Here is a 24,281-nt window from a genome sequence, read left to right as displayed (position 1 = left end):
AGGCCTTGCGATGACAGGCCTTGCGATGACAGGCCTTGCGATGACAAACACCGGACAAGGAGCGGCATGACGGCACGGATTCTGGACGGCAAGGCGACGGCGGCGGCGATTCGTACCACCCTGACCGCTCGGGTCGAGGCACTGCGGGCGCGCGGTGTCACGCCGGGCCTGGGGACCGTGCTGGTCGGTGACGATCCGGGCAGCCATGCGTACGTCCGCGGTAAGCACCGCGACTGCGCCCAGGTCGGGATCGCGAGCATGCAGGTGGAGCTGCCGGCCACGGCGACCCAGGAGGAGGTCGAGGCGGAGGTGGAGCGGCTCAACGCCGACCCGGCGTGCACGGGCTTCATCGTTCAGCTGCCGCTGCCGAAGGGGCTCGACGCCAACCGCGTGCTGGCCCGGATGGATCCTGCCAAGGACGCCGACGGGCTGCACCCCGTCAACCTCGGCTGGCTGGTGCACGGCAAGCCGGCGCCCCTGCCGTGTACGCCCCGGGGGATCGTCGAGCTGCTCCGGACCTACGACGTCGAGCTCGCCGGCGCGGAGGTCTGCGTCATCGGGCGCGGCATCACCGTCGGCCGCCCGCTCGGTCTGATCCTCACCCGCCGGTCCGAGAACTCCACGGTGACGCTCTGCCACACCCGGACGAAGGATCTCAGCGCTCACGTCAGGGCTGCCGACATCGTGGTGGCGGCCGCGGGGGTGCCGGGGCTCGTCACCGCGGACATGGTGCGTCCGGGCGCCGCGGTCCTCGACGTCGGCATCACCCGGACCGACGCCGGCCTCGTGGGCGACGTCGACCCGGGTGTGCGCGAGGTGGCCGGCTGGCTGGCGCCGATGCCGGGCGGTGTGGGTCCGATGACGCGGGCGATGCTCCTCACCAACGTCGTCGACGCGGCCGAAGCCGCATCGGCAAGCGGTCAGCCGACCTAGGACGGGTCACCACAGCCGCACGGAGCTCTCCCGGTGCCGCGGCCGTGGAGGCGTCCCGCTAGCCGACGAGCGCGGGGGCGAGGTCGCGGAGTTGACCGAGGTCGAGTCCGCGGTCGGGGGCGAGCGGCTGGAGAAGTACGTGGTCGGCACCGGCGTCGAGGTGCTCCTTCACCCGATCGCGTACGGCGTCGACCGATCCCCACGCGACGACCGCGTCGACCAGCCGGTCACTCCCACCATTCGCGACGTCCTCCTCGGTGAACCCGAGTGCGCGCAGGCTGTTCACGTAGTTCGGCAGCCGCAGGTAGAACGCCGTGTGCTCGCGGCCGACCTCCCTCGCCCGGCCCGGATCGGTCTCGACCAGGACGGCCTGTTCGGGGATGAGCAGCGGTCCTTCGCCAAGAATCTCCCGGGCCCTCGCCGTGTGGGTGGTGGGGACGAAGTACGGATGAGCGCCGTCGGTACGGTCGCGCGACAGCTCCAACATCTTCGGGCGTAGGGCTGCCAGGACGCAGGGCACCGGCTCGGGCGGTTCCGCCGCCGCGTACGCCGCCGCCGCCATCTCGTCCAGATAGCCGCGCATCTTGGCGAGCGGACGTTCGTAGGTGTGGCCACGTGCGGCGACGGGCGGCTGGTGGCTCACGCCCAGGCCGAGCAGGAACCTGCCCGGGAACGCCTCGCCGAGGGTTTTCGCCCCGCTGTTCATCGCGGCGGCGTCGCGGCCCCACACGTTCGCGATCCCGGTGCCGAGCGAAAGGCGGTTCGTTGCCGCGAGCAGGATCGCGGCGTTGCTGAACGGCTCCTTCGTCGCCGGTGTGTCCGCAAGCCACAGCGAGCCGTACCCGAGTTCCTCGATCTCCGCCGCGGCCTCGCGAACCTGCCCTGCGGGTAGTCCGTTGAGGGCGGCGATCCAGGTGCCGACCTGGCCGAGGCGCTGCTTGACGGCTGCGGTGTCGATCCTGCTTGTCATCGATGACCTCTCGGGTGTGGGTTGTCCTGTGGAGGGCGGCAGTGCGGTCGTCCGGCGTCGTCAGTGGAGAACTTCTGCTGGGCGCGACGTATGCCCGAACCGCGTCGTCGGCCGCGCACCAGGCTCAGACCCGATGCCGCAGAGAGCTTACGTTTCTCTGGGCGATCATCCAGAAGGTCAATGAGTCTCTGGAGGTATCTCCATCGACTCTCGTGATTCAGCCATGGTGAAGTGATCCGCATGGAGGAGATCTTGCCCACCCACCCGCCACGTCAGCACACCGTTGTCCCTGCCGGTGCGGCGCGTGCTCTCGCCCTGGCGGCCGGTCAGACGCTGCGCGTGGTGGATCTCGAGGGCCAGCAGGTGGGCGACGTCTTCGCGTTCGTCCGTGACGACCCCCTCGAACACCACAGCGCCTCGCACACGCGTGCAGCCGTGGGACGGCTGTTCCCCGCCGTCGGCGAGGCGTTCTTCACCAATCGCCGGCGCCCGATGCTGAGGTTGCTGGACGACACGTCACGCGGCTCGCACGACATGTTGATCGCGGCGTGCGACCCCGCCCGCTACGCCGGGCTCGGCGCCTCGGCTGGGCATCCCTCGTGCGCGGAGAACCTCCACCGCGCCCTCGCCGACCTGAACACGCCGATCACCCACACCCCGCAGCCCATCAACCTGTTCATGCGGGTCACCGTCGACGCGGACGGTGGGCTGCGGTGGCTTCCGGCAGCGACCCGAGCGGGCGACAGCGTCAGCTTCGAGGCGCTTCTCGACTGTGTTGTCGTCGTGTCCGCCTGTCCTCAGGACATCGTCGGCATCAACGGCCCCGGTCCGACCGCGCTCGGCCTCGAGCTGACGTCCGTACGAAAGAGAGAAGGAAGAGCGTGAGCCAATCGAACGCAGTCCGGCTGGAGCACCCTGCCCTGGCGCCTACCCGCCTGGGTGGTCAGACGCTGGCCAACCGGTTGGCCGTGGCACCGATGACCCGGGTCTCCGCATCGCCTGCCGGAGTACCGACGCCGGCGATGGTCGACTACTACGCCCGCTTCGCGCGTGGCGGTTTCGGGCTGGTGATCACGGAGGGAACCTACACCGACGAGACGTTCAGCCAGGGCTATCTCCATCAGCCTGGCCTCGCGTCACCGGCTCAGGTGTCCGCATGGTCGGAGGTCACCGCCAAGGTTCACGCGGAGGGGGCCCGTATCGTCGCCCAACTCATGCACGCGGGGGCTCTGTCGCAGGGCAATCCGCATCGTGACGGGACAGTCGGCCCGTCGGCGATCCGCCCACGCGGGGAGATGATGCCGGAGTACCGCGGGAGCGGGCTCTGGCCGGTGCCCGCGGCGATGACGGCGTACGACATCGACGAGGCGGTGGAGGGATTCGTCGACGCGGCCGCGCACGCCTGTGCTGCTGGCTTCGACGGGATCGAGGTGCACGCGGCGAACGGCTACCTGCTCGACCAGTTCCTGACGACCTACACCAACCATCGCGACGACGAGTACGGCGGGTCGGTCGCCAACCGGGTGCGGCTCACGGCGCGGATCGTGACCGCGATCAGGGTGGCGCTCGGTCCCGACTTCTGGGTCGGCGTTCGGCTGTCGCAGACGAAGGTGAACGACTTCGAGTACCGCTGGCCGGGAGGAAGTGCCGACGCCCGGGTGATCTTCGCCGCTCTGGGCGAGGCGGGTGCGACCTACCTGCATGTCGCCAGCGAAGGGCGCAACTGGATCGAAACCGCCCGACTGGACGGTGACGGGGACGGCAACGGCGCGGGACCCGGCGGCACCATCACCGCACTTGCCCGCGACGTGAGCGGACTGCCGGTGATCGCCAACGGTGGCATGCACGATGTCGAACAGGCGGCACAGGTGTTGACCGGCGGCCACGCGGACCTGCTCGCGCTCGCCCGCGGCGCCCTCGCCAACCCGGACTTCCCGCAGCGGTTGGCCGCCGGCGAGCGTCTGCGTGAGTTCGACCACTCCATGCTGACGCCGATGGCGACCCTGGAGAACGCCGAACGCTGGCGGAGGGCCGTCGATCTCCCCTCGTCGGATGCGGCCGCAGCCGGATCCGAAGAGGCGCGGACCTGAGCAGGCGGACGTGAGCAGGCGGACGCGGGAAGGGACGGGTGCCGGGTGCCGGGTGACAGACTCCCGTATGCCCACGAACGCACGCTCCTGGCTCGGCGGTGCGGCTGCCGTGGCCACGTTGACCTTCGACGTGGACGCCGAAGCGGCCATCCTCGCCCAGGGCCGCCGCTACGCCCGGCACGCGTCGACCATGACCCACCAGGCGTACGGCCCGGACGTGGGAGTACCCCGGCTGCTGGACCTGCTCGACGAACTCGGCGTACCCGCGACGTTCTTCGTACCCGGCTGGGTCGCCGAGCAGCGGCCCGGCCTCGCGGCGAAGATCGCGGGCCGGGGTCACGAGGTGGCCCACCATTCCTACAGCCACCGGCCGCCGACCCAGCTGACTCCGGCACAGGAGCGGGCGGACTTCGAGCGTGCCTTGCGGGTCTTCGCCGACCAGGGCATCGACGTGGCAGGGCACCGTGCGGCCGGTTGGGAGGCGACCTGGCAGACCGCGGAACTGGTCGCCGAACACGGCCTGCGCTACGACTCGTCCTTGATGGGCGATGACCGGCCCTACCAGGTCAGGACCGGCGCCGGCGACGTTGTCGAGCTTCCCGTGCACTGGTCGCTCGACGACTGGGAGCAGTACGCCTTCCTGCCCGATCCGCCCATCGGTCAGGTGATCGAGTCACCGCGCAAGGTGCTCGCGATGTGGCAGGACGAGCTGGATGCCATGCGCCACTACCACTGCCTGTTCAACCTCACCTGCCACCCGTTCCTGTCCGGTCGGCCCGGGCGGGCGTTGGCGTTGCGGCGGCTGATCGAGTACGCGAAGGAGTGCGGCGACGTGCGGTTCGCACGGTGTCGGGAGGTGGCTGCCGCGACGCTCGATGATCCGGCTGTCCGAACCGTCGAGCAGCGTCCGGTCATCGCCGACCCGGAGGTGTACCCAGAGGTGGGCCCAGGAATGGGCCCAGGGGTTGGCCCAGCGGTTGGCACGGCGGTTGGCACGGGGAGGACGTAACGCAGTAGCGCCACGGATCGGGCCTCCCGGCGGGACTCAGCGGTGGGTGATCGCCGCGTCGGACTCGAGGGCGAGGAAGAGGTCCACCCGGTCCGCGGTGTGGTTGACGTCCTTGCCGGTGAGTTCGGTGATCTTGGTCAGCCGGTTCCGCAGGGTGTTGACGTGGATGAAGAGCGCCGCCGCGGTCGCCGCCCACTGGCCGTCGTGGGCGAGGAAGCTGCGGAGGGTCGCTTCCAGGTTCGCTCCGCGGCGGTCGTCGTACGTTCGCAGTGGACCGAGGACCCCTTCGGCGAACCTGCGGACGACTTCTGGATCCTGTAGTCCGAGCAGGATCCGGTGGGTGCCGAGTTCAGAAAGGCTGCCGACCTGCGGGCCGCCAGAACGCTGGCGCAGCAATCGGCAGGCGTCCCGTGACTCCACCAACGGACGCCGTAGCCCGGAAGCGTCCGGAACGACGTCGCCGATGCCGATCACCGGGCGCAGCTGTGCGTGGCGATCCTCGACGGCCGCCACGAGCGTGTGCGCGAACGCGGGCAGCTCTCGCCCGGGACCGCGCCAGGACAGCACGGCGATCACGTCGTCGCTGCCGCTGATCACCACGGCGGGAACGCCTTCGCCGACGAAGAACTCACGGACCGTCTCCGCGAGGGTGGGTGGCGCCGCCGCTCCACCGCCAGAGAACGCCAGTGCGCAGACCGCGAGCGGGCCGCCGGCGTCGATGCCGAAGGCCTGCAGCCGCTCGGCCACCGCGGCGGCCCGGCTACCGCCGGAGAGAATCATGTCGATCAGCTCGCCGGCGAAACGCATCTCGATGGCCTGCACCGCCTGTTGCTTGGCCAACTCGAGGCTCAGGAACCTGGCCGCCTGCTCGAGGGCTTGGCCGACCCGACCGCGGAGTGCGGAGGCTGGACGCAGGCAGAGCAGGGCGGCGTCGACGTCGGTGAGCGCCCCCACCAGGAACACCGTGGCAGGGCCTGACGGGCCGACGTCGAGTTCGAGCGGAGGCGGGCGCCGGTTCAGTCCTTCCACCACCGCGTGCAGGGCCGCTGCATCGAGGTCGGCGCCTGCGGCCGCGAGCAGCCGGCCGGAACGGTCGACGACCGCGAGTGGAAGCTCGTGGTCGCGGCGCAGGATGCCGAGCACGCCCGAAGCCCCGAACCCGCGCGAGATCGTCTCGGCCAGCGCGTTGCTCCGGCGGACGGCCCCCAGGATCGCGCTCTGGCGTTCGTCGGCGTACATGTCCGCTGCGGCCTGGGTGAGTGCGGTGAACGGCACCTCGGTGGAGATCTCCGCGAGGGGGAGCCGCGCCCCTCGGCATGCGTCGACGAGATCCTCGGGCGTGCGCGGTGTCGCTTCACGAAGGCCGAACACGATCCCTGCGGCGCCCGCTCGCACGACGTTGGCGACGAAGGTCGCGGACATGGCCGCGTCAGTACGCCACAGTCCGTTGGTGAGGACGAGTTCGCGGTTGCGGAGGTACGGCGACGGGTCGGGGAGCTCGGTGTTGTGCACCCAGAGCACTTCGCTGTCCAGGGCGCCTGACGCGCCTTCGGCGAGCACCCGCAGCTCGAGTGCGGGGTTGTCGACGAGGCCACGCAACGTCAGCACGCTGTGAGCTTATCCATGCTGCAAGGCGGTCCAGAGGAGGTTCGTCTACCGCCGCCCGGCCCCGACTGAGGACTCCGGGTCCGATCCGGAGCCGGCAGTTGATCTTCTCGAGTACCTGACCTGGTGAAGGCCACCCCATGCGGGACACCGGTCCATGGTCATGAGGGAGACTGGTCCACATGCGTGAGGTCATGATCCTCGGCTCGACCGGCTCGATCGGTACCCAGGCGATCGATGTCGTACGCCGCAATCCGGACAGGTTCCGGGTCGTCGGCCTGGCCGCGGGCGGCAGCCAGGTGGAGGTCCTCGCGCGGCAGGCGCTCGAGTTGGGCGTCGATGTCGTCGCCGTCGCGAAGGCCAGCGCCGTCCAGGACCTCCAGCTGGCGATCTACGCGGCGGCGCAGAAGCACGGCTACAGCGCGGGGGAGTTCGCGATCCCCAAGATCCTCGCCGGGCCGGACGCCGCCATCGAGGCGGCCCGGTGGCCCTGTGACGTCGTACTCAACGGCATGACGGGTTCGGTCGGGCTCGCACCCACGCTCGCGGCACTCGAGGCGGGCCGCACCCTCGCCCTCGCCAACAAGGAGTCGCTCATCGCCGGCGCACCGCTGGTCAAGGCGGCCGCGAAGCCGGGCCAGATCGTCCCGGTCGACTCCGAGCACACCGCCCTCGCGCAGTGTCTGCGTGGCGGCCGGCGGGAGGAGGTACGCCGGCTCGTCGTCACCGCCAGCGGCGGCCCGTTCCGTGGTCGCAAGCGGGCCGACCTCACCGACGTGACACCTGAGCAGGCGCTCGCGCACCCCACGTGGAACATGGGCCCGGTCATCACGATCAACTCCGCCACCCTGGTCAACAAGGGCCTCGAGGTCATCGAGGCGCACGAGCTCTTCGACATCCCGTACGACCGGATCGAGGTCGTGGTCCACCCGCAGTCGATCGTGCACTCGATGGTGGAGTTCCACGACGGCTCGACGCTCGCCCAGGCCAGCCCGCCGGACATGCGGCTGCCGATCGCCCTCGCGCTCGGCTGGCCCGACCGGGTGCCCGACGCCGCCCCGGCCTGTGACTGGTCGAAGGCGTCCACCTGGGAGTTCCAGCCTCTCGACGACGAGGCGTTTCCCGCGATCCGCCTGGCCCGTGCGGCCGGTGAGCGGGGTGGCGCGGCGCCCGCGGTCTACAACGCTGCCAACGAGGAGTGCGTCTCCGCGTTCGTCGACGGCCGGCTGTCCTTCCTCGGCATCGTCGACACCGTGGCTCACATCCTCGACGAATACACTCGCGGCGACACTCCGGTATCCCCGGGCGGCGTCTCGACTCTTGCCGACGTGCTCGCCGGCGAGACGTGGGCCCGGTCCCGCGCCACCCAGCTCATTGCGTCACCTGCCGCAACCCCCGACGAAAAGGATCTGTCCGCATGGACCTGATCGCGATCTTCGGCGCCGTCGTCTTCTTCGCCGGCGTCCTCGCGTCCATCGCGCTCCACGAGGTGGGGCACATGGTGCCCGCGAAGCTGTTCGACGTGCGGGTGACGCAGTACATGGTCGGATTCGGCAAGACGCTCTGGTCGCGCAAGCGGGGCGAGACGGAGTACGGCATCAAGTGGATCCCGTTCGGCGGCTACGTACGCATGATCGGGATGTTCCCGCCCGCCCGCGACGGTCGACTCCGGCGGTCGAGCACGGGTCCGTTCCAGACGCTGGTCGAGGAGGCGCGGAGCGCATCGGCCGAGGAGACCGCGCCCGGCCAGGAGCACCGGCTCTTCTACACCAAGAAGTGGTGGCAGAAGCTGATCATCATGAGCGGTGGTCCGCTCATGAACGTCTTCCTGGCGATCATCCTCTTCGGCGTCGTCCTCATGGGCTTCGGCACCTTCGTCCCGAAACCTGTCGTCAGCATGGTGCCGGACTGTGTGATCCCCGCGAGCGAGGGCCAGCGCAAGTGCACCGACCGGGATCCGGTCTCACCCGCCAAGCAGGCCGGCTTCAAGCAGGGCGACGAGATCGTGGCGTTCAACGGCAGCCCCGTGGCGTCGTGGGCCGCGATCTCCGCGCACATCCGTGACTCCGACGCCGGTGCCGTGACCATCACGGTCGAGCGTGACGGCACGCGGCGCGACCTGCGGGCCGACCTGATCGCCACGGACCGGCCGAACCCCGACAACCCCACCCGGACCGAGCGGGTCGGGTACCTCGGCATCTCACCGAAGATGGTGCACGAACGCCAAGGCCCGATAGCGGTCTTCGGCGAGATGGGTCGCATCACTGCCCTGACCGTGCAGGCGATGGCGCACATCCCGGACCGCATGGTCGGCGTGGCACAGGCCGCGTTCGGCGGAGAGCGCGCGCAGGACAGTCCCATGAGCATCATCGGCGCCAGCCGGGTCGCCGGCGAAATCGCGACGCTCGAGATCCCCGTGTCCAGCCGGATCGCCGGCTTCATCCAGTGGTTGGCCGCCCTCAACCTGTTCGTCGCGCTGTTCAACTTCATCCCGCTGCTCCCGCTGGACGGCGGTCACATCGCCGGCGCCCTGTACGAAGGCCTCCGCCGGGCGATCGCCCGGCTGCTCAAGCGCCCCGATCCCGGTTATGTCGACGTGGCGCGGGCGCTGCCGATCGCCTACGCCGTGGCGAGCGTTCTCGTCGTGATGGGCGTCCTGCTGATCTACGCCGACATCGTCAATCCCGTGCGATTGCCGGGCTGAGGCGGGGTTGGCAGAGCGTGTGACGGAGAATTGAGAGACGGTAGAGGGACACGAGACGCCGGGAAGCAACGAAGGACTGCCGCGAAGCAACGAAGGACTGCCGCGAAGCAACGAAGGACTGCCGCGAAGCAACGAAGGACTGATGGTGACAAGCGTTGATCTAGGCATGCCAGCCGCTCCGCCGCCGACCCTTGCCGAGCGCCGCAAGACCCGCCAGATCCGGGTCGGCAAGGTGCTCGTCGGCGGCGACGCTCCTGTGTCGGTGCAGTCGATGACGACGACCCCCACGACCGACATCAACGCCACTCTGCAGCAGATCGCGGAACTCACCGCGAGTGGTTGTGACATCGTGCGGGTCGCCGTCCCAAGCCAGGACGACGCCGAAGCGTTGCCGGCCATCGCGCGGAAGTCGCAGATCCCGGTGATCGCCGACATCCACTTCCAGCCGAAGTACGTCTTCGCCGCGATCGACGCAGGATGCGCCGCGGTGCGCGTCAACCCCGGCAACATCAGGAAGTTCGACGACAAGGTGGCCGAGATCGCCAGGGCGGCCACAGATGCGGGCGTCTCGATCCGGATCGGCGTCAACGCCGGTTCGCTCGACCCGCGGCTGTTGGAGAAGTACGGCAAGCCGAGCGCCGAGGCGCTGGTCGAGTCGGCGCTGTGGGAGGCGAGCCTGTTCGAGGAGCACGGGTTCGGCGACTTCAAGATCTCCGTCAAGCACCACGACCCGGTGGTCATGGTCAAGGCGTACGAACTGCTGTCCGAGCAGTGCGACTACCCCCTGCACCTCGGCGTGACAGAAGCCGGTCCGGCGTTCCAGGGCACGATCAAGTCGGCGGTGGCGTTCGGCGCCCTGCTGGCCAAGGGGATCGGCGACACCATCCGGGTGTCTTTGTCCGCGCCGCCGGTCGAAGAGGTCAAGGTCGGCATCAAGATCCTCGAGTCGCTCAACCTGCGTCCGCGCAAGCTCGAGATCGTGTCCTGCCCATCGTGCGGTCGTGCCCAGGTCGACGTCTACAAACTCGCCGAGGAGGTGACGGCCGGCCTGGAGGGCATGGAGGTGCCCCTGCGCGTGGCCGTCATGGGCTGCGTCGTCAACGGCCCGGGGGAGGCGCGCGAAGCCGATCTCGGTGTCGCCTCGGGCAATGGCAAGGGCCAGATCTTCGTCAAGGGCGAGGTCGTGAAGACTGTGCCGGAGAGCGAGATCGTCGAGACGTTGATCGACGAGGCGATGCGGATCTCGGAAGAGATGTCCCGATCCGGGGTACCGTCGGGACCACCTGAGGTCGAAGTGCGCTGAGGCCCGGTGCCGCGGAAGGAGGGCGGATGCTCGAGACCACCGAGCGGGTCCGACTTCTGCATGCGGGAGACCTGCGTGCCGTCCGCCGGGTGCTCGACGCCGACCCGGTGACGAACGTCTTCGTCGACGCGCGGGTCGAGGCCGCGGGATCCGATCTTCGCCGGATGGGTGGCCAGTTGTGGGGGTTCGCCCACCGCGGCCGGCTCGTGTCGTTGTGCTACTCCGGTGCCAATCTCGTCCCTGTGGCGGCCACGTCGGCCGCCGCTTCCGCCTTCGCCGAACGCGCGCTGCGCGTAGGGCGCCACTGCTCGTCGGTGTGGGGCCCCCGTGACGCCGTCGCGGCCCTGTGGGAGGTGCTGGAACCCTCCTGGGGTGCCGCCCGCGGCGTCCGCGCCGACCAGCCGTTCCTCACGCTGCGGCGCGAGCCGGCCATCCGCCCGGATCCGTTGGTACGCCGGGTCACGATCTCAGACCTGGGCCTCGTCTACGACGCGAGCGTGGCGTTCTTCCGCGAGGAGCTGGGCGTTTCTCCCGAGGCGAGGGACGGTGGGGCCTACTACCGTTCCCGGGTCGCCGAGTTGGTGCGGCAGGGCCGGGCGTTCGCCCGGATCGAGGACGGCGAGGTCGTCTTCAAGGCGGAGATCGGGGTGGCCACGCGGCGTACGTTCCAGGTCCAGGGGGTCTGGGTGCGGCCCGACCGGCGCGGGGAAGGGCTGGCGGCACCGGGAGTCGCCGCGGTGGTCGCGGCGGGGCTGCGTGATGTCGCGCCGGTGGCGACGTTGTACGTCAACGACTTCAACCTCGCAGCCCGCCGCGCCTACGCCCGGGTCGGCTTCACCCAGGCCAGCACCTTCATGACCGTGCTGTTCTGACAGTCGCCGGGCGATCCCCGGTTCCCGGTTCCTGGTTCCCGGTTCCCGGCTCGAGGTGGACGCCGAGGCCGTCGCGACCGGCCGGGTGGCGATCCGGACCGCTGTCAGGCGCCGGGATGCGCGATGGGGAGTCCGATGGACTTGGCCGCGGCGAGCAGCCACTTGTCGTAGGTGACGAATGCTGTCAGCTCGTCGCCGAAGACGGCGGAAGCGGTTGCCAGATGGATGGTGTCGAGTGACCGGAGGGCGGGGTCCTGATATGCCGCCGCGGTGGCGCGTACGAGGTCGTCGAGGTCGTACAGCGCGATGCGCGAAAGCACGGCCGGTGCCGCGCTGAGGAGCTCCGGTTCGCTCCGGCGTAAGGCCCTCGGCACCTCGACCTCGACAAGAGCCGATGCCACGAGCGGTTCAGGTCGCCGTTGTTCCAGCCAGTCCACCAGGGCATTGCTTTCCTGCTCCGGCCGGATGAGTTTGATCAGTGCTGCGGTGTCGAGGTAGATCATCAGTAACGTTCGTCGTCGCGCATCTCGCTGACCAGCCGGCCACTTTCGTGATCGCTCCTGACCGGGCCCCGCGGGTGGGGTATCGGCCCGGTCGCGGTGGGGAGCCGTGGTCAGGTGTAGCGGTAGGCGGTGTCGGGAATGTCGGTCACGAACATGTGGCCCGGTGCATGGGTGATCGCGAAGGGCGTACACGAGGACATGACTGCCGCCTGGGGTGTCGTTCCGCAGGCCCAGAACACCGGCACCTCGTCCTCCCGGATCGTCACGGCGTCACCGAAGTCCGGCCGTCCGAGGTCGGCGATGCCGAGTGCCTCCGGGTTGCCGACCGCGACCGGCGCGCCGTGAGCATCCGGCATCGCGGCCGTGACCCGCACCGCCGTGGCGACCAGATCCGACGGGATCGGCCGCATGGTCACGACAAGCGGCCCACGCAGCCGACCCGCCGGCCGGCAGGGGCGAGTCGTGACGTACATCGGGACGTTGCGACCCTCCTCGACGTGGCGCAGGGGCAGTCCTGCCGTGCGTAGCGCCGCCTCGAAGGTGAAGCTCGAGCCGATGAGGAAAGCCACGAGATCCGGTCGCCAGTAGCGCCCTACCTCGCCTGGTTCGTCGACGAGGGAGCCGTCACGCCAGATGCGGTACGCCGGCAGGTCGGTACGCAGGTCTGCGCCGGGTGCCAGCTCGGTCCGGGCCAACCCCGGATCGGTGACGTCGAGCACGGGGCACGCCCGCTCGTTGCGCTGCGCGAAGAGGAGGACGTCGTACGCCCAGTCCGACGGCACGGCGATCAGGTTGGCCTGGGCGAAGCCGGCCGACCATCCTGCGGTCGGCGCGATGGTTCCCTTCCGGAACAGCGCCCTCGCCCGGGCCGGCGGGATGTAGGCCATCCCTGTCGTGTCGGGGCTGAGCTCGGCGAGGGCGGCGCCCGCGGCAGGGGCGTTTCCGGCGCTCGCCGGTGTGGAAGCCATGGTGGACATGGCGGCCCCTTTCCGATCTGTTGGAGAAGGTGGGCCTGTCAGAGGAGGTTGGCCTGTCAGCTGAGCCTGGCCCCGTCAGGTGAGTTCGCGGCCTCGGGTTTCGGGCAGGCCGAGCAGCGCGAGCACGGCGATGGCGTACGCCGCCGCCCCGAAGGTCATCGCGCCTCCGAGGCCGACGCTCGCCGCCAGGAACCCGACCGCCGCCGGGAAGAACGCGCCCATCGCGCGGCCGAAGTTGTAGGTGAAGCCCTGTCCGGTGCCGCGGAGTTGTGTGGGGTAGAGCTCTGCGAGGAACGCACCGAACCCGCTGAAGATGGCTGACGCACTGAACCCCAACGGGAATCCGAGGACCAGCACGAGAGTGTTCGCACCAGTCGGGATCTGGGTGTAGGCCAGCAGCAGCACCCCGGACAGCGCCGCGAACAACGTGAACGTGCGCTTCCGGCCGAGCCGGTCGGTGAGGTACCCGCCAGTGAGATAACCGGCGAACGCGCCGGAGATGAGAAACGCCATGTAGCCGCCGGTGCCGACCACCGTGAGCTCCCGTTCGTTCTTCAGGTAGGTCGGCAGCCAGGTGGCGAGGGTGTAGTAGCCGCCCTGCACACCGGTCGCGAGGAGTGCGGCGAAGAACGTCGTGGAGGCCAACCTGCCGCGGAAGATCGCGGAGAACGAACCGGCGGTCGTGCCGCGCCGCCGCTCTGTCGCGACAGGTGCGTCGGTGACGCTGCGCCGGAGGTAGAGGATCAGCAGCGCCGGCATCGCGCCGGTCCAGAAGAGCACCCGCCAGGCGAGGTCTTCTGACACCAGGGAGAACACCACGGTGTAGGCGATGACGGCGAGGCCCCAGCCGACCGCCCAGGCACTCTGGATCCAGCCCAGGACCTGGCCGCGGTGAGGGGACCGGGCGTACTCAGCGACCAGGATGGCACCGGTCGCCCATTCACCCCCGAAGCCGAACCCCTGCAGGGCGCGGAACACCAACAGGGTCTCGTAGTTCGGTGCGAACCCGCACAGGACGGTGAAGAAGGCGTACGTCGCGACGGTGATGACGAGCATGCGGGTGCGCCCGATGCGGTCGGCGAGAACGCCGGCCACCGCGCCGCCCACGGCCGACACGACGAGGGTGACCGTGGCGAGCAGACCCGCCTGTCCGGTGGTCAGTCCCAGGGCGGCGGTCATGGCGGCGAGCGCGAGCGGGAGGATCTGGAAGTCGTAGGAGTCGAGTCCCCAGCCGCCGAACGCGCCGACGAACGCGCGCCGTCCGCGCGGGCCGAGTGTGCGGAACCACGCGAAGGCGCGGTCGTCTTCGGGAACGAGAGTCTGTGCTGATGGCGACGTCATGGGTGACCTCACAATGAGGATGAGGTGAGCAGGAGTCCCCGCGTCGGTGGGCCACGTTGCGACGCCGGCGCGAGGTGGATTGCTGCGTGACGTATCGCTCGATGCTATGGTTCACCGTAAGGATTGTTGAACGATTCCACAAGATCCATGGCGGAGGATGTTCATGGCGGCGAGGGTCGCGGTCCGGTCCGGACTCGAAGGCGATCGGGCTCTGCTGGGACGGACCAGCACCGCGGGCCGGGTTGCCGACATCCTCCGCGACCGGATCGCGGAGGGCTTCTTCCCGCCCGGCGACCGTCTGCCCGAAGACGAGATCGGCCGCGCGCTCGGTGTCTCCCGCAACACCCTGCGCGAGGCGTTCAGGCTGCTGACGCACGAACGCCTGCTGGTGCACGAGATGAACCGAGGCGTGTTCGTCCGCCGGCTGTCGGTCGAGGACGTGGTCGACCTGTTCCAGCTACGCCGGCTGTTGGAGTGCGCGGCGGTCCGCACGGTCGGCTCGCCATCGCCGGACCTCGGCGCGCTGCGGGACGCGGTCAAGGCGGGACGTGGGGCCGCGCGCCGTCGCGGATGGCAGGACCTCGGGACGGCGAACATCCGCTTCCACCAGGCGATCGGCGCGCTTGCCGGCAGCGCCCGCATCGACGAGATCATGCGCGGGCTCCTTGCCGAGCTTCGTCTCGTCTTCCACGCGATGGCCGACCCGCGCCGGTTCCACGAGCCCTACCTCGCCCGCAACGTCGAGATCCTCGGCGCTTTGGAAGCCGGCAAGGGCAAGGTGGCCGAACGGCTGCTCGGGCGCTATCTCGACGACGCGCTGGCCCAGCTGCTCGACGCCTACTCCGAACGCACGAAGGGGGCCTGACATGGAGCGCGGCGCCTGGCAGTTCTGGATCGACCGGGGCGGCACGTTCACCGACGTGGTCGCACGCCGTCCGGACGGTTCGTTGCGTACCCACAAACTCCTTTCGGACAACCCGGCGCGCTACACCGACGCCGCGGTCGAGGGGGTTCGCCGGCTGCTGGACCTAGGCCCGGGCGAACAGGTGCCCGCGGAGCTCGTCGAGTCGGTCCGCATGGGGACGACGGTCGCGACGAACTCCCTGCTCGAGCGCACCGGAGAGCGCACCGTTCTCGTCATCACCAAGGGATTCGCCGACGCGCTGCGGATCGGCTACCAGAACCGCCCGCGCATCTTCGACCGGCACATCGAGCTGCCGGACCTGCTCTACGAACGCGTGATCGAGGTCGACGAGCGGATCGCCGCCGACGGAGCCGTCCTGCGTCAACCTGACCTTGACGATCTCGCTGAGCTGCTGCGACAGGCGTACGACGATGGCATCGGCGCCGTCGCGATCGTCTGCCTGCACAGCCATCTCTACCCCCAGCACGAGCAGGAGATCGCCAAGCTGGCCGAGCGGATCGGCTTCGGTCAGGTGTCGTCGTCGGCCGAGGTGAGCCCGCTGATGCGGGTGGTGCCGCGCGGTGACACGACTGTGGTCGACGCGTACCTCTCGCCAGGGCTGCGGACCTACGTCGACGAGACCGCACGCCAGCTCGCGGGCGTACGCCTGATGTTCATGCAGTCCAACGGCGGCCTGGCAGAGGCGGGGCACTTCCGCGGCAAGGACGCGATCCTGTCCGGCCCGGCAGGCGGCATCGTCGGCATGGTGCGGATGTCGCGGCTCGCTGGCTATGAGAAGGTGATCGGCTTCGACATGGGCGGCACGTCGACCGACGTGTCGCACTACGCCGGCACCTACGAACGCGTCTCCACCACGATGATCGCCGGTGTCCGGCTGCGTTCGCCGATGCTCGACATCCACACCGTCGCAGCCGGCGGTGGGTCGATCCTGCACTTCGACGGCGCCCGTTACCGGGTGGGGCCCGACTCCGCCGGCGCCGATCCCGGTCCGGCGTCCTACCGCGCCGGTGGCCCGCTCACCGTCACCGACGCCAACGTCATGCTCGGCCGGATCCAGCCGGCGTACTTCCCCCAGGTCTTCGGCCCGAACGGCGACCAGCCGCTCGACGTCGCCGTCGTGCAGCGGCGGTTCGCCGAACTCGCCAAGCAGATCTCGACCCAGACCGGCGACGACCGCAGCCCCGAGCAGGTCGCCGAGGGCTACCTGCGGATCGCCGTCGCCAACATGGCCAACGCGGTCAAGAAGATCTCGGTCCAGAAAGGCCACGACGTCACCGAGTACGTGCTGACGACGTTCGGCGGGGCGGGCGCGCAGCACGCGTGCGCGGTAGCGGACTCACTCGGCATCCACACCGTGCTCGTACCTCCGATGGCGGGAGTCCTGTCGGCGTTGGGGATCGGCCTTGCCGACACGACAACGATGCGGGAACAGTCGGTCGAGTCCCGGCTCGACCACGCCGTGCTGCCGCGCCTCGCGGAAGTCGCCGACAGTTTGGCCGACGCCGCCAGCGACGAACTGCTGGACGAAGGCGTACGACCGGACCGGCTGCGGCTCATCCGCCGGGCCCACCTGCGCTACGAGGGCACCGACACCGCACTACCGGTGACGCTCGCCAACCTGGACGAGATGGTGGCGGAGTTCGAAGCCAGCTACCGGCGTACCTACACCTATCTCATGGACCAACCGCTCACCGTGGAGGCGGTGTCGGTCGAGGCCGTCGGTCTCACCGAGCAGCCCGATCTCTCGCACGTGCGCGACGACGACTCCGGGCCCGCGCAAGGCCAGGTTGACACCATCCGGATGTACGCAGGCGACCGCTGGCTCGACGCTCCGCTGCACCGCAGGGAGCATCTTCGTACGACCGACACGGTGACCGGGCCCGCGATCATCGCCGAGGCCAACGCGACCACGGTGGTCGACGAAGGCTGGGCCGCCACCGTCACCGACCACGGCCATCTGAAGGTGGAACGCGTCCGTGCGCCGGTCGAGGACGAGGAACTCGACACCGCCGTCGACCCGGTGCTGCTGGAGATCTTCAACAACCTCTTCATGAACATCGCCGAACAGATGGGCGCTCGCCTGGAGTCGACCGCGCAGTCGGTCAACATCAAGGAACGCCTCGACTTCTCCTGCGCACTCTTCGACCCCGACGGCAACCTCATCGCCAACGCGCCGCACATGCCGGTCCACCTGGGCTCGATGGGCGCGAGCGTGCAGGAGGTCATCGCCCGTCGTGGCGAGAGGATGAAGCCGGGCGACATCTACGCCGTCAACGATCCGTACCACGGTGGCACCCACCTGCCCGACGTCACGGTCGTGACGCCGGTCTACGACACGGCGGCCTCTCCTGGGGGCAGTCGCGTGCTGTTCTATGTCGCCTCACGCGGCCACCACGCCGAGATCGGTGGGCTGACACCCGGTTCGATGCCGGCGTTGAGTCGCACGGTCGACGAGGAGGGTGTGCTCTTCGACAACTGGCTGCTGGTCGACGGTGAGGGTGACAACGGACGGCCGCGGTTCCGTGAGGAGGAGACGCGCCGGCTGCTCACCGAGGCGCCCTATCCCTCGCGTAGTCCCGACACCAACATCGCCGACCTCCGTGCCCAGATCGCCGCCAGCGAGAAGGGTGTCCAGGAGGTGCGCGCGATGATCGACCACGTGGGGCTGGACGTCGTACAGGCGTACATGCGACACGTGCAGGACAACGCGGAGGAGTCGGTCCGGAAGGTCATCGACACCCTCGACGGCGGCGAGTACGCCTACGAGATGGACTCGGGCGCACTGATCAGGGTGAAGGTCTCCGTCGACCGGGCGAACCGGGAGGCGACCATCGACTTCGCCGGGACGACGGCCCAACTCGACACGAACTTCAACGCGCCCGCGTCGGTGGCGAAGGCGGCGGTCCTCTACGTCTTCCGTACTCTCGTCGACGACGACATCCCGCTCAACGACGGCTGCCTGCGGCCGCTGCGCATCGTCGTGCCGGACGGTTCGATGCTCGCTCCGGAGTTCCCGGCCGCGGTCGTCGCCGGCAATGTCGAGACGTCCCAGGCGGTCACCGGCGCGCTCTACGCAGCGCTCGGCATCCAGGCGGAGGGCTCGGGAACGATGAACAACGTGACCTTCGGCAACGAGCGGCACCAGTACTACGAGACGGTCGCGTCCGGGTCGGGCGCGGGCGACGGCTTCGACGGGGCGCCGGTCGTGCAGACGCACATGACCAACTCGCGCCTTACCGATCCCGAGGTGCTCGAGTGGCGGTTCCCCGTGCTGGTGGAGAGCTTCGCGATCCGCCGGGGAAGCGGCGGTGACGGTCGCTGGCGCGGCGGCGACGGGGCGGTCAGGCGACTGCGGTTCACCGAGGCGGTCACGGTGAGCACCTTGTCGAGCCACCGTCGGGTTGCTCCGTACGGTCTGAAGGGCGGAGAGCCAGGCGCCCTCGGACGCAACCGGCTCGAGCGGGCGGACGGGACCGTGGTGGAGATGGCCGGAGCGGACTCCGTCGACGCGGGCCCTGGCGACGTTCTCGTCGTCGAGACCCCCGCCGGCGGGGGCTACGGGCCGCCGATCGGCAATTAGCTTGCTGGCATCTCTCGGCACCGGACGGCGGCAAGGCGGCCCGCTGAGGCTGGGATCGTCGCCCTACGATGGCCCGCGTGCTACATCTGCGGGTGACGTCGCCGCCGGCGCTCACCACTGAGGTCGTGAGGTTGCTGGACAGCTGCGCCGGTGTCGCGAGCCTGTCCGTGGTTCCGGCGGCCTCGCTGCGGCCGGAGGGCGATCTGATCGCCGCCGACCTGGCGCGCGAGTCGGTCGAGGAGGTCCTCCAGGCGCTTCGGGGCATCGGCATCGACGTCTCCGGCGCGATCGCCCTCGAACCCATCGACACCATCGTGTCCGTTGCCGCCGACCGTGCCGAACGGGCCGCACCCGGCGAAGGCGCCGACGCGGTGATCTGGGACGAGGTGGTCGAACGCACCGAGTCCGATGCCGCTCTGTCGAAGACCTTCGTGTGGTTCCTCTCCATCGCGGCGACCCTCGCGGCGATCGCGGTCATCCTCGACTCGGCCATCCTCGTCGTGGGCGCGATGGTCGTCGGGCCGGAGTTCGGGCCGCTCGCCGGTATCGCCGTGGGCATCGTCCATCGGCGGTTCGCGCTGATCCGTACGTCCCTGGTCACGCTCGTCGTTGGCCTCGTCACGGCCGTCCTCGTCACGGCTTTTGCCTGTCTGCTCGCGGCGTGGTTCGGGTGGATCGACAGCTCGGTCCTCGCCCAGCCACGCCCGTTCACCGGGTTCATCTGGACGCCTGACCGGTGGTCGTTCGTCGTGGCGTTCATCGCCGGCACCGCGGGCATCCTGTCGCTCACGTCGGCGAAGTCCGGTGCGCTGGTCGGCGTTTTCATCTCGGTCACGACGGTGCCCGCGGTCGGCAACTTCGCGCTGGCGCTGGCGTTCGCCGACGGCGCGGAGATGGCCGGCTCGGCGACCCAGCTGGCGATCAACATGAGCGCCATCGTGCTGGCCGGTGTTCTCACCCTGCTTGTGCAGAAGCACGGAGGGCGGAGGGTGCGCCGGCTGGTCGCTGCTCGCCGCCCGACCAGCTGACCGGACTCAGCCGATGACCTGCCAGATCGCCGACTCGAGCAGGGTCTCGATGATCGTCTTGGTGATCTGGCGGAAGATCGGGATCTGCACAAGCGAGGCGCCGAATGTCGCCACGGCGGTGGCGATCGCCTGGGCGATCGCGATGGCGAGGATCACCAGCTGGATCATGGCGTTGATCTTCAGCAGCAGCACGATCGCCGCGTAGAGGAAGAGCCCGAGACCGAACCCCATGCCGGCGTTCGACGCGATGTCGAGATTCCTGGTGCCACCGTGCTCGTCCCACATCTGCTTGAACGCCTCGACGGCCGGACCCTCGTGGCCAGTCCACACCTGGAGGGCGGCCTTCTCGGCGTCGGTGGAGATGCCGCCGAGGTTGCCTGAGAACTCGAGCCAGGTCTGGCCCATCTTGAACAGCTTCTCCTCATCGGCCTCGGGCCAGTTGATGCCGATCACGCCCAGCACGCCGACCAGCTCACCCGGAAGCTGGAGTCCCACTTGTGCCTACCCCCTTGTCAAATCGCCGGGCGCCCGATCAGACGGCGTCCAGGCCGTTGCCCACCTGGTTGAACATTTCCTGCCCGGCCGTCTCGTTGTCGCGGTAGGTCGCCGCCACACCGTCGAGCGCCTCGGCGTGCGAAACGAGGTCCTCCTGGAGCTCGCCGAGCTTCTCGAACGCGAGCTCCGACACCGCGTCGTGCGTCGCACCTATCAGCATGCCGAGCTCGTCGCCGCCCCAGGGTTGGCCGTAGCCGGCGATCTCATCCTGGGTGGCCCGTAGTTCGCGGCCGAGTCGCTGTGCCACCTCGTCGACGTCGCCAGCCGCGCGGTTGAGTTGCGTCCAGCCGACGTCGACCTTTTCTCCTGCCATGGCTAGCCCCTGTCATCCCGGTCGAGCCGGTCCTGCACGTCGGCGATGGCGGTCAGGTAACGCTGCATCTGGGCCACTGACTGGTTCTGGAACTCCTGCAGACGTTCCATCAGCTGTTGCTGGTCGGGTACGTCAGGCAGTGCGGCGGAAAGGCGCTGTTGGAGATCTTCCAGCGCGGCGTTTGCGGCGGTCAGGAAGGCCTCGGCAAGCGACTCGGAGTCCGAGCGCAGCACCCGCGGGTTCAACTCGACCGACTCGAGCTGTCCACCTGGCTTCGCTGTGACCCGGACGTGGCCGTCGAGCGCTTCACCGACTCCGCGGACCTGTTCTGTTCGTTCGTCACTCTCGTCGTCCTGCTCGACAATCGGTCGCAGGGCGGCGAGTGACTCGCTGAAGAGCCGGTCGAAATCGCTTGCGCTGACGTCCGCCATCGCAGTACCCCCGATCGTGTGCGACACCAGCCATGTCGGCCTCGTCATGGCTTCTACGAGGGTAACCAAGGCGTGATCGTTTCGGTACCGCAACCCTGTGAACAAGTTTCACGTGATCGTCTCCTTAGCATAAATTGTCCGCAGACCCGATGACGGGAGGGCCTGTTGTGGCACGGGTGCGAGGCGGGGCGCGCGGATCTACCAAGATCGCACGCGCGATCGTGCGGAAGCTGGAGAAGATGTCTGGGCATCGGCCCAGAGTGCATGTGGAGGGCGCGGGGCGCTCCCGCAACTGGAATCCGAACATCATGCGCTACCGGCAGCACAGGAGAATCCACAACCGGTGGAAGCCCAACGAGATCCATCACGTCTACAACCCGCGTGCGGGCAGCAACTACGTCTACATGACCGACGGGCGCGGGCGAGTCAGCCGTGCCGAAGGGCGGTTGGTCTTGAACAAGGGCTCGCGGCACCGGCGCCAGCAGCAGATGGCGGGAACCGGCGTGGGGCGCCCTGGTGACCACGGTGGTCACCTGTTCGGAACCCGGTTCGGTGGCGCCGGTGAAGGCATCAACATGGTCCCGATGACCGGACGACTCAACAGTGGCGGTCGCTGGCAGGCTATGGAGGACCAATGGGAACGCGAGCTGCTCGCCGGCAACCAGGTGGACGTTAAGATCGTCCCGAAGTACCAGGGCGACGGGGAACGGCCTGATTGGTTCAAAGTGACCCATACCGTCACCGAGCCAAACGGAGGTTCGCGTACGGTGACGCAAGTGTTCGCGAACCGCTGAGAGGATGAGCCTGGTGGCGGACCACAACGATCACGGCGAGCTCTTTCAGGCAATCGGCCAGGCGCTCGTCGATGAACTCCCGGACGAGTGGGAGTCTGTGGACGTCGAGTGCGAGATGATCGACTTCTCGTCCCGCTTCGCCTGCGCCTACACGGCAGCGGGTGGGGACTTGGTTGCCTTCGAGGTGCCCGACGAGCTCTATCCCCTCTTCACGGAGCTTCGCGGCGAGATGTACGAACCCGGCAAGGGAGCTTGGTACAAGGCCCGGTTCCAGATGGACAGCAGCGGGAAGTTCGGCGTCGACTTCGACTACGACTCCAAGCCCAACCTCACCGGTGTCCTCGATGAGGACTATCTGGAGGATCTCGAGAAGTTCCCCCGTGATCGGGAGCTCATCCCAGCCTGGATGCCGAGACCCGCCGACACGCCCTAGCCCGGTGTCAACGAGCTGCCAGCGCAGTCCTCTGGGTGCGGCGCGAGGGAAACCCGTGGCGTGCTGCCGCCATGGTGTCGGTATCCTCGGCAGGATCTGTCACATGGCGATGACGCCATGAGCCCACTGAGGGGAAAATGCCGTGATCCTGCGGATGTCGACGCTGTTCCTTCGCACGCTACGCGAGGATCCGGCGGACGCCGAGGTACCGAGCCACCGACTGCTGGTGCGCGCAGGCTACATCCGCCGGACCGCGCCGGGCATCTACTCCTGGCTGCCGCTCGGCTGGCGTACCTACCTCAACGTCGAGCGGATCGTGCGGGAGGAGATGGACGCCGCTGGCTTTCAGGAGATCCACCTGCCGGCGCTGCTGCCACGTGAGCCGTACGAACGGACCGGCCGCTGGACCGAGTACGGCGACCTCCTCTTTCGGCTGCGTGACCGCAAGGGCAACGACATGCTGCTCGGCCCGACCCATGAAGAGATCTTCACCCTGCTGGTGAAGGACCTTTACTCGTCCTACAAAGACCTTCCGCTGTCGATCTACCAGGTCCAGTGGAAGTTCCGCGACGAGGCGCGGCCCCGGGCCGGGATCCTGCGCGGGCGGGAGTTCTCGATGAAGGACTCCTATTCGTTCGACATCGACGACGCCGGGCTGCAGAGGTCCTACGACAAGCATCGTGTGGCCTACCAGCAGACCTTCGACCGGCTCGGCCTCGACTACGTCATCGTCTCGGCTATGTCGGGGGCGATGGGTGGCTCGCTCAGCGAGGAGTTCCTGTCGCCGTGCGAGGTGGGCGAGGACACCTACGTCCGGTGCACCTCGTGCGACTACGCGAGCAACACCGAGGCCGTCGACGTCCCGGTGCCTGAGGCCCTCGCCTACGCCGACGCGCCCGCCGCCCACGTCGAGGACACTCCCGACACGCCGACGATCGACTCGCTCGTCGACTACCTCAACTCCCAGCCGCACCTGAGGCGGGAGGACCGGCCGTGGCAGGCTTCTGACACGTTGAAGAACGTCATCGTCAAGGTCGTCCACCCCGGCGGTGACTCCGAGCTGCTCGCGGTCGGCGTCCCGGGCGACCGAGACGTCGACGAGAAGCGGCTCGGCGCCCAGGTCTATCCCTCCGCCCTCGCCGCGGCGACGGACGAGGACTTCGCCGCCTACCCTGGGCTGGTCCGGGGCTACATCGGACCGGAGGCGCTGGGCGAGACCAAGACCGCCAAGGTGCGCTACCTGCTCGACCCACGCGTGGTCCCGGGCACCCGCTGGGTCACCGGCGCCAACGAACCCGACAAGCACGTGGTCGATCTCGTTGCCGGTCGCGACTTCGACGGCGACGGCACCGTCCTCGCCGCCGAGGTCCGCGCGGGCGATCCGTGTCCACGGTGCGGCAGGCCGCTGGCGATGGCCCGCGGGATCGAGATCGGGCACATCTTCGCGCTCGGGACCAAGTACGCCGAGGCGCTCGACCTCAAAGTCCTCGACGAGCACGGCAAGCAGGTCGTCGTCACGATGGGGTGCTACGGCCTCGGCGTCAGCCGGGCGCTCGCGGCGATCGCGGAGAACAACCACGATGCCAAGGGGCTCATCTGGCCGCGCGAGATCAGCCCGGCCGACGTGCACATCGTGGCGACCGGCAAGACCGACGCACCGTTCGAGGTGGCCGAACGACTTGCCGCCGACCTGGATGCGAAGGGCATCCGGGTGCTGCTCGACGACCGGCGCGCGGCCAGCCCGGGAGAGAAGTTCAACGACGCCGACCTGATCGGCATACCCACGATCGTGACCTGCGGTCGCAGGATCGTCGACGGCAAGGTCGAGATCAAGGACCGGCGAACCAGCGAGCGGATCGACCTGCCGATCGACGATGTGGTCGACCACCTGGTCGAGGTCTGTGCAGAGTCCTGA

Annotated in this window: 22 protein-coding genes; 14 read left to right on the top strand and 8 right to left on the bottom strand. The window is 68.9% G+C overall.

Annotation, left to right across the window (positions count from 1 at the left end; genetic code table 11):
* The first annotated feature begins 66 nt into the window (after nucleotides 1–66).
* The gene (locus ABN034_RS09195) at nucleotides 67–933 is read left to right on the top strand and encodes a bifunctional methylenetetrahydrofolate dehydrogenase/methenyltetrahydrofolate cyclohydrolase (RefSeq protein WP_349690575.1); all 867 of its coding nucleotides are present in this window, start codon (nucleotides 67–69) and stop codon (nucleotides 931–933) included.
* A 58-nt stretch (nucleotides 934–991) separates the two neighbouring features.
* Here ABN034_RS09195 and ABN034_RS09190 read toward each other — a convergent pair whose 3' ends face one another.
* Nucleotides 992–1,903, bottom strand: a complete 912-nt coding sequence (locus tag ABN034_RS09190) for an LLM class F420-dependent oxidoreductase (protein WP_349690574.1) — start codon at nucleotides 1,901–1,903, stop codon at nucleotides 992–994.
* A 240-nt stretch (nucleotides 1,904–2,143) separates the two neighbouring features.
* On the opposite strand from ABN034_RS09190, the gene ABN034_RS09185 reads away from it, so the two are divergent.
* The 3 genes from ABN034_RS09185 to ABN034_RS09175 all read left to right on the top strand — a co-directional run bounded on the left by ABN034_RS09185 (nucleotide 2,144) and on the right by ABN034_RS09175 (nucleotide 5,002).
* Nucleotides 2,144–2,788 (top strand): DUF1989 domain-containing protein, encoded by a 645-nt coding sequence (locus ABN034_RS09185; RefSeq protein ID WP_349690573.1) that lies wholly within the window; start codon nucleotides 2,144–2,146, stop codon nucleotides 2,786–2,788.
* Nucleotides 2,785–3,993: an oxidoreductase gene (locus ABN034_RS09180; protein ID WP_349690572.1), complete on the top strand. Its 1,209-nt coding sequence runs from the start codon at nucleotides 2,785–2,787 to the stop codon at nucleotides 3,991–3,993. The genes ABN034_RS09185 and ABN034_RS09180 overlap by 4 nt, the downstream gene beginning before the upstream one ends.
* Nucleotides 3,994–4,060: 67 nt before the next feature.
* A complete protein-coding gene (locus tag ABN034_RS09175) occupies nucleotides 4,061–5,002 on the top strand; it encodes a polysaccharide deacetylase family protein (RefSeq protein ID WP_349690571.1) in 942 nt (313 codons plus the stop codon).
* 36 nt (nucleotides 5,003–5,038) lie between these two features.
* On the opposite strand, the gene ABN034_RS09170 is transcribed toward ABN034_RS09175, so the two are convergent.
* Nucleotides 5,039–6,610 carry a PucR family transcriptional regulator gene (locus tag ABN034_RS09170; protein WP_349690570.1) on the bottom strand — a complete coding sequence of 524 codons (1,572 nt, stop codon included), beginning with the start codon at nucleotides 6,608–6,610 and terminating at the stop codon, nucleotides 5,039–5,041.
* 179 nt (nucleotides 6,611–6,789) lie between these two features.
* Between ABN034_RS09170 and dxr the strand changes: the two genes are divergently transcribed.
* The 4 genes from dxr (at nucleotide 6,790) to ABN034_RS09150 (ending at nucleotide 11,486) form a co-directional block, all read left to right on the top strand.
* Nucleotides 6,790–8,034: a 1-deoxy-D-xylulose-5-phosphate reductoisomerase gene (gene dxr / locus ABN034_RS09165; protein ID WP_349690569.1), complete on the top strand. Its 1,245-nt coding sequence runs from the start codon at nucleotides 6,790–6,792 to the stop codon at nucleotides 8,032–8,034.
* Entirely contained in the window at nucleotides 8,025–9,311 is a 1,287-nt protein-coding gene (locus tag ABN034_RS09160; RefSeq protein WP_349690568.1) for a M50 family metallopeptidase, read from the top strand. Before dxr ends, ABN034_RS09160 begins: the two co-directional genes overlap by 10 nt.
* A 166-nt stretch (nucleotides 9,312–9,477) precedes the next feature.
* Nucleotides 9,478–10,614, top strand: coding sequence for a flavodoxin-dependent (E)-4-hydroxy-3-methylbut-2-enyl-diphosphate synthase (ispG, locus tag ABN034_RS09155; RefSeq protein ID WP_349690567.1), 1,137 nt, complete (start codon nucleotides 9,478–9,480; stop codon nucleotides 10,612–10,614).
* Between the two features lie 26 nt (nucleotides 10,615–10,640).
* Complete coding sequence (locus ABN034_RS09150; RefSeq protein ID WP_349690566.1) at nucleotides 10,641–11,486, top strand: GNAT family N-acetyltransferase; 846 nt, start codon at nucleotides 10,641–10,643, stop codon at nucleotides 11,484–11,486.
* 104 nt (nucleotides 11,487–11,590) lie between these two features.
* On the opposite strand, the gene ABN034_RS09145 is transcribed toward ABN034_RS09150, so the two are convergent.
* The 3 genes from ABN034_RS09145 to ABN034_RS09135 all read right to left on the bottom strand — a co-directional run bounded on the left by ABN034_RS09145 (nucleotide 11,591) and on the right by ABN034_RS09135 (nucleotide 14,307).
* On the bottom strand, nucleotides 11,591–11,989 hold the full coding sequence (locus tag ABN034_RS09145) for a type II toxin-antitoxin system VapC family toxin (protein ID WP_349690565.1): 399 nt from the start codon (nucleotides 11,987–11,989) through the stop codon (nucleotides 11,591–11,593).
* 110 nt (nucleotides 11,990–12,099) lie between these two features.
* Complete coding sequence (locus ABN034_RS09140) at nucleotides 12,100–12,957, bottom strand: putative hydro-lyase (RefSeq protein WP_349690564.1); 858 nt, start codon at nucleotides 12,955–12,957, stop codon at nucleotides 12,100–12,102.
* Nucleotides 12,958–13,041: 84 nt separating this feature from the next.
* Nucleotides 13,042–14,307: an MFS transporter gene (locus tag ABN034_RS09135; protein ID WP_349690563.1), complete on the bottom strand. Its 1,266-nt coding sequence runs from the start codon at nucleotides 14,305–14,307 to the stop codon at nucleotides 13,042–13,044.
* A gap of 163 nt (nucleotides 14,308–14,470) precedes the next feature.
* On the opposite strand from ABN034_RS09135, the gene ABN034_RS09130 reads away from it, so the two are divergent.
* The 3 genes from ABN034_RS09130 (at nucleotide 14,471) to ABN034_RS09120 (ending at nucleotide 19,840) form a co-directional block, all read left to right on the top strand.
* Nucleotides 14,471–15,172, top strand: a complete 702-nt coding sequence (locus ABN034_RS09130) for a GntR family transcriptional regulator (protein ID WP_349690562.1) — start codon at nucleotides 14,471–14,473, stop codon at nucleotides 15,170–15,172.
* A gap of 1 nt (nucleotide 15,173) precedes the next feature.
* Nucleotides 15,174–18,812: a hydantoinase B/oxoprolinase family protein gene (locus tag ABN034_RS09125; protein WP_349690561.1), complete on the top strand. Its 3,639-nt coding sequence runs from the start codon at nucleotides 15,174–15,176 to the stop codon at nucleotides 18,810–18,812.
* Nucleotides 18,813–18,889: 77 nt separating this feature from the next.
* Nucleotides 18,890–19,840, top strand: coding sequence for a DUF389 domain-containing protein (locus ABN034_RS09120; RefSeq protein WP_349690560.1), 951 nt, complete (start codon nucleotides 18,890–18,892; stop codon nucleotides 19,838–19,840).
* Between the two features lie 6 nt (nucleotides 19,841–19,846).
* Here ABN034_RS09120 and ABN034_RS09115 read toward each other — a convergent pair whose 3' ends face one another.
* From ABN034_RS09115 to ABN034_RS09105, 3 genes are read right to left on the bottom strand one after another with little or no spacing between them, the layout of a single operon-like run.
* Nucleotides 19,847–20,335 (bottom strand): WXG100-like domain-containing protein, encoded by a 489-nt coding sequence (locus ABN034_RS09115; protein ID WP_349690559.1) that lies wholly within the window; start codon nucleotides 20,333–20,335, stop codon nucleotides 19,847–19,849.
* Nucleotides 20,336–20,372: 37 nt separating this feature from the next.
* Complete coding sequence (locus ABN034_RS09110; protein ID WP_349326338.1) at nucleotides 20,373–20,708, bottom strand: WXG100 family type VII secretion target; 336 nt, start codon at nucleotides 20,706–20,708, stop codon at nucleotides 20,373–20,375.
* Between the two features lie 2 nt (nucleotides 20,709–20,710).
* Nucleotides 20,711–21,187: a YbaB/EbfC family nucleoid-associated protein gene (locus ABN034_RS09105; protein ID WP_349690558.1), complete on the bottom strand. Its 477-nt coding sequence runs from the start codon at nucleotides 21,185–21,187 to the stop codon at nucleotides 20,711–20,713.
* Between the two features lie 173 nt (nucleotides 21,188–21,360).
* Between ABN034_RS09105 and ABN034_RS09100 the strand changes: the two genes are divergently transcribed.
* The 3 genes from ABN034_RS09100 (at nucleotide 21,361) to ABN034_RS09090 (ending at nucleotide 24,281) form a co-directional block, all read left to right on the top strand.
* Nucleotides 21,361–21,933: a DNA/RNA non-specific endonuclease gene (locus tag ABN034_RS09100; RefSeq protein ID WP_349326340.1), complete on the top strand. Its 573-nt coding sequence runs from the start codon at nucleotides 21,361–21,363 to the stop codon at nucleotides 21,931–21,933.
* A 13-nt stretch (nucleotides 21,934–21,946) separates the two neighbouring features.
* On the top strand, nucleotides 21,947–22,366 hold the full coding sequence (locus tag ABN034_RS09095) for an immunity protein YezG family protein (RefSeq protein WP_349690557.1): 420 nt from the start codon (nucleotides 21,947–21,949) through the stop codon (nucleotides 22,364–22,366).
* A gap of 154 nt (nucleotides 22,367–22,520) precedes the next feature.
* Nucleotides 22,521–24,281: a proline--tRNA ligase gene (locus ABN034_RS09090; RefSeq protein ID WP_349690556.1), complete on the top strand. Its 1,761-nt coding sequence runs from the start codon at nucleotides 22,521–22,523 to the stop codon at nucleotides 24,279–24,281.

Origin of the sequence: Actinopolymorpha sp. B11F2, assembly GCF_040195635.1 — a bacterium.
GTDB lineage: Bacteria > Actinomycetota > Actinomycetes > Propionibacteriales > Actinopolymorphaceae > Thermasporomyces.
This window is presented reverse-complemented; position numbering and strand designations above follow the sequence as displayed.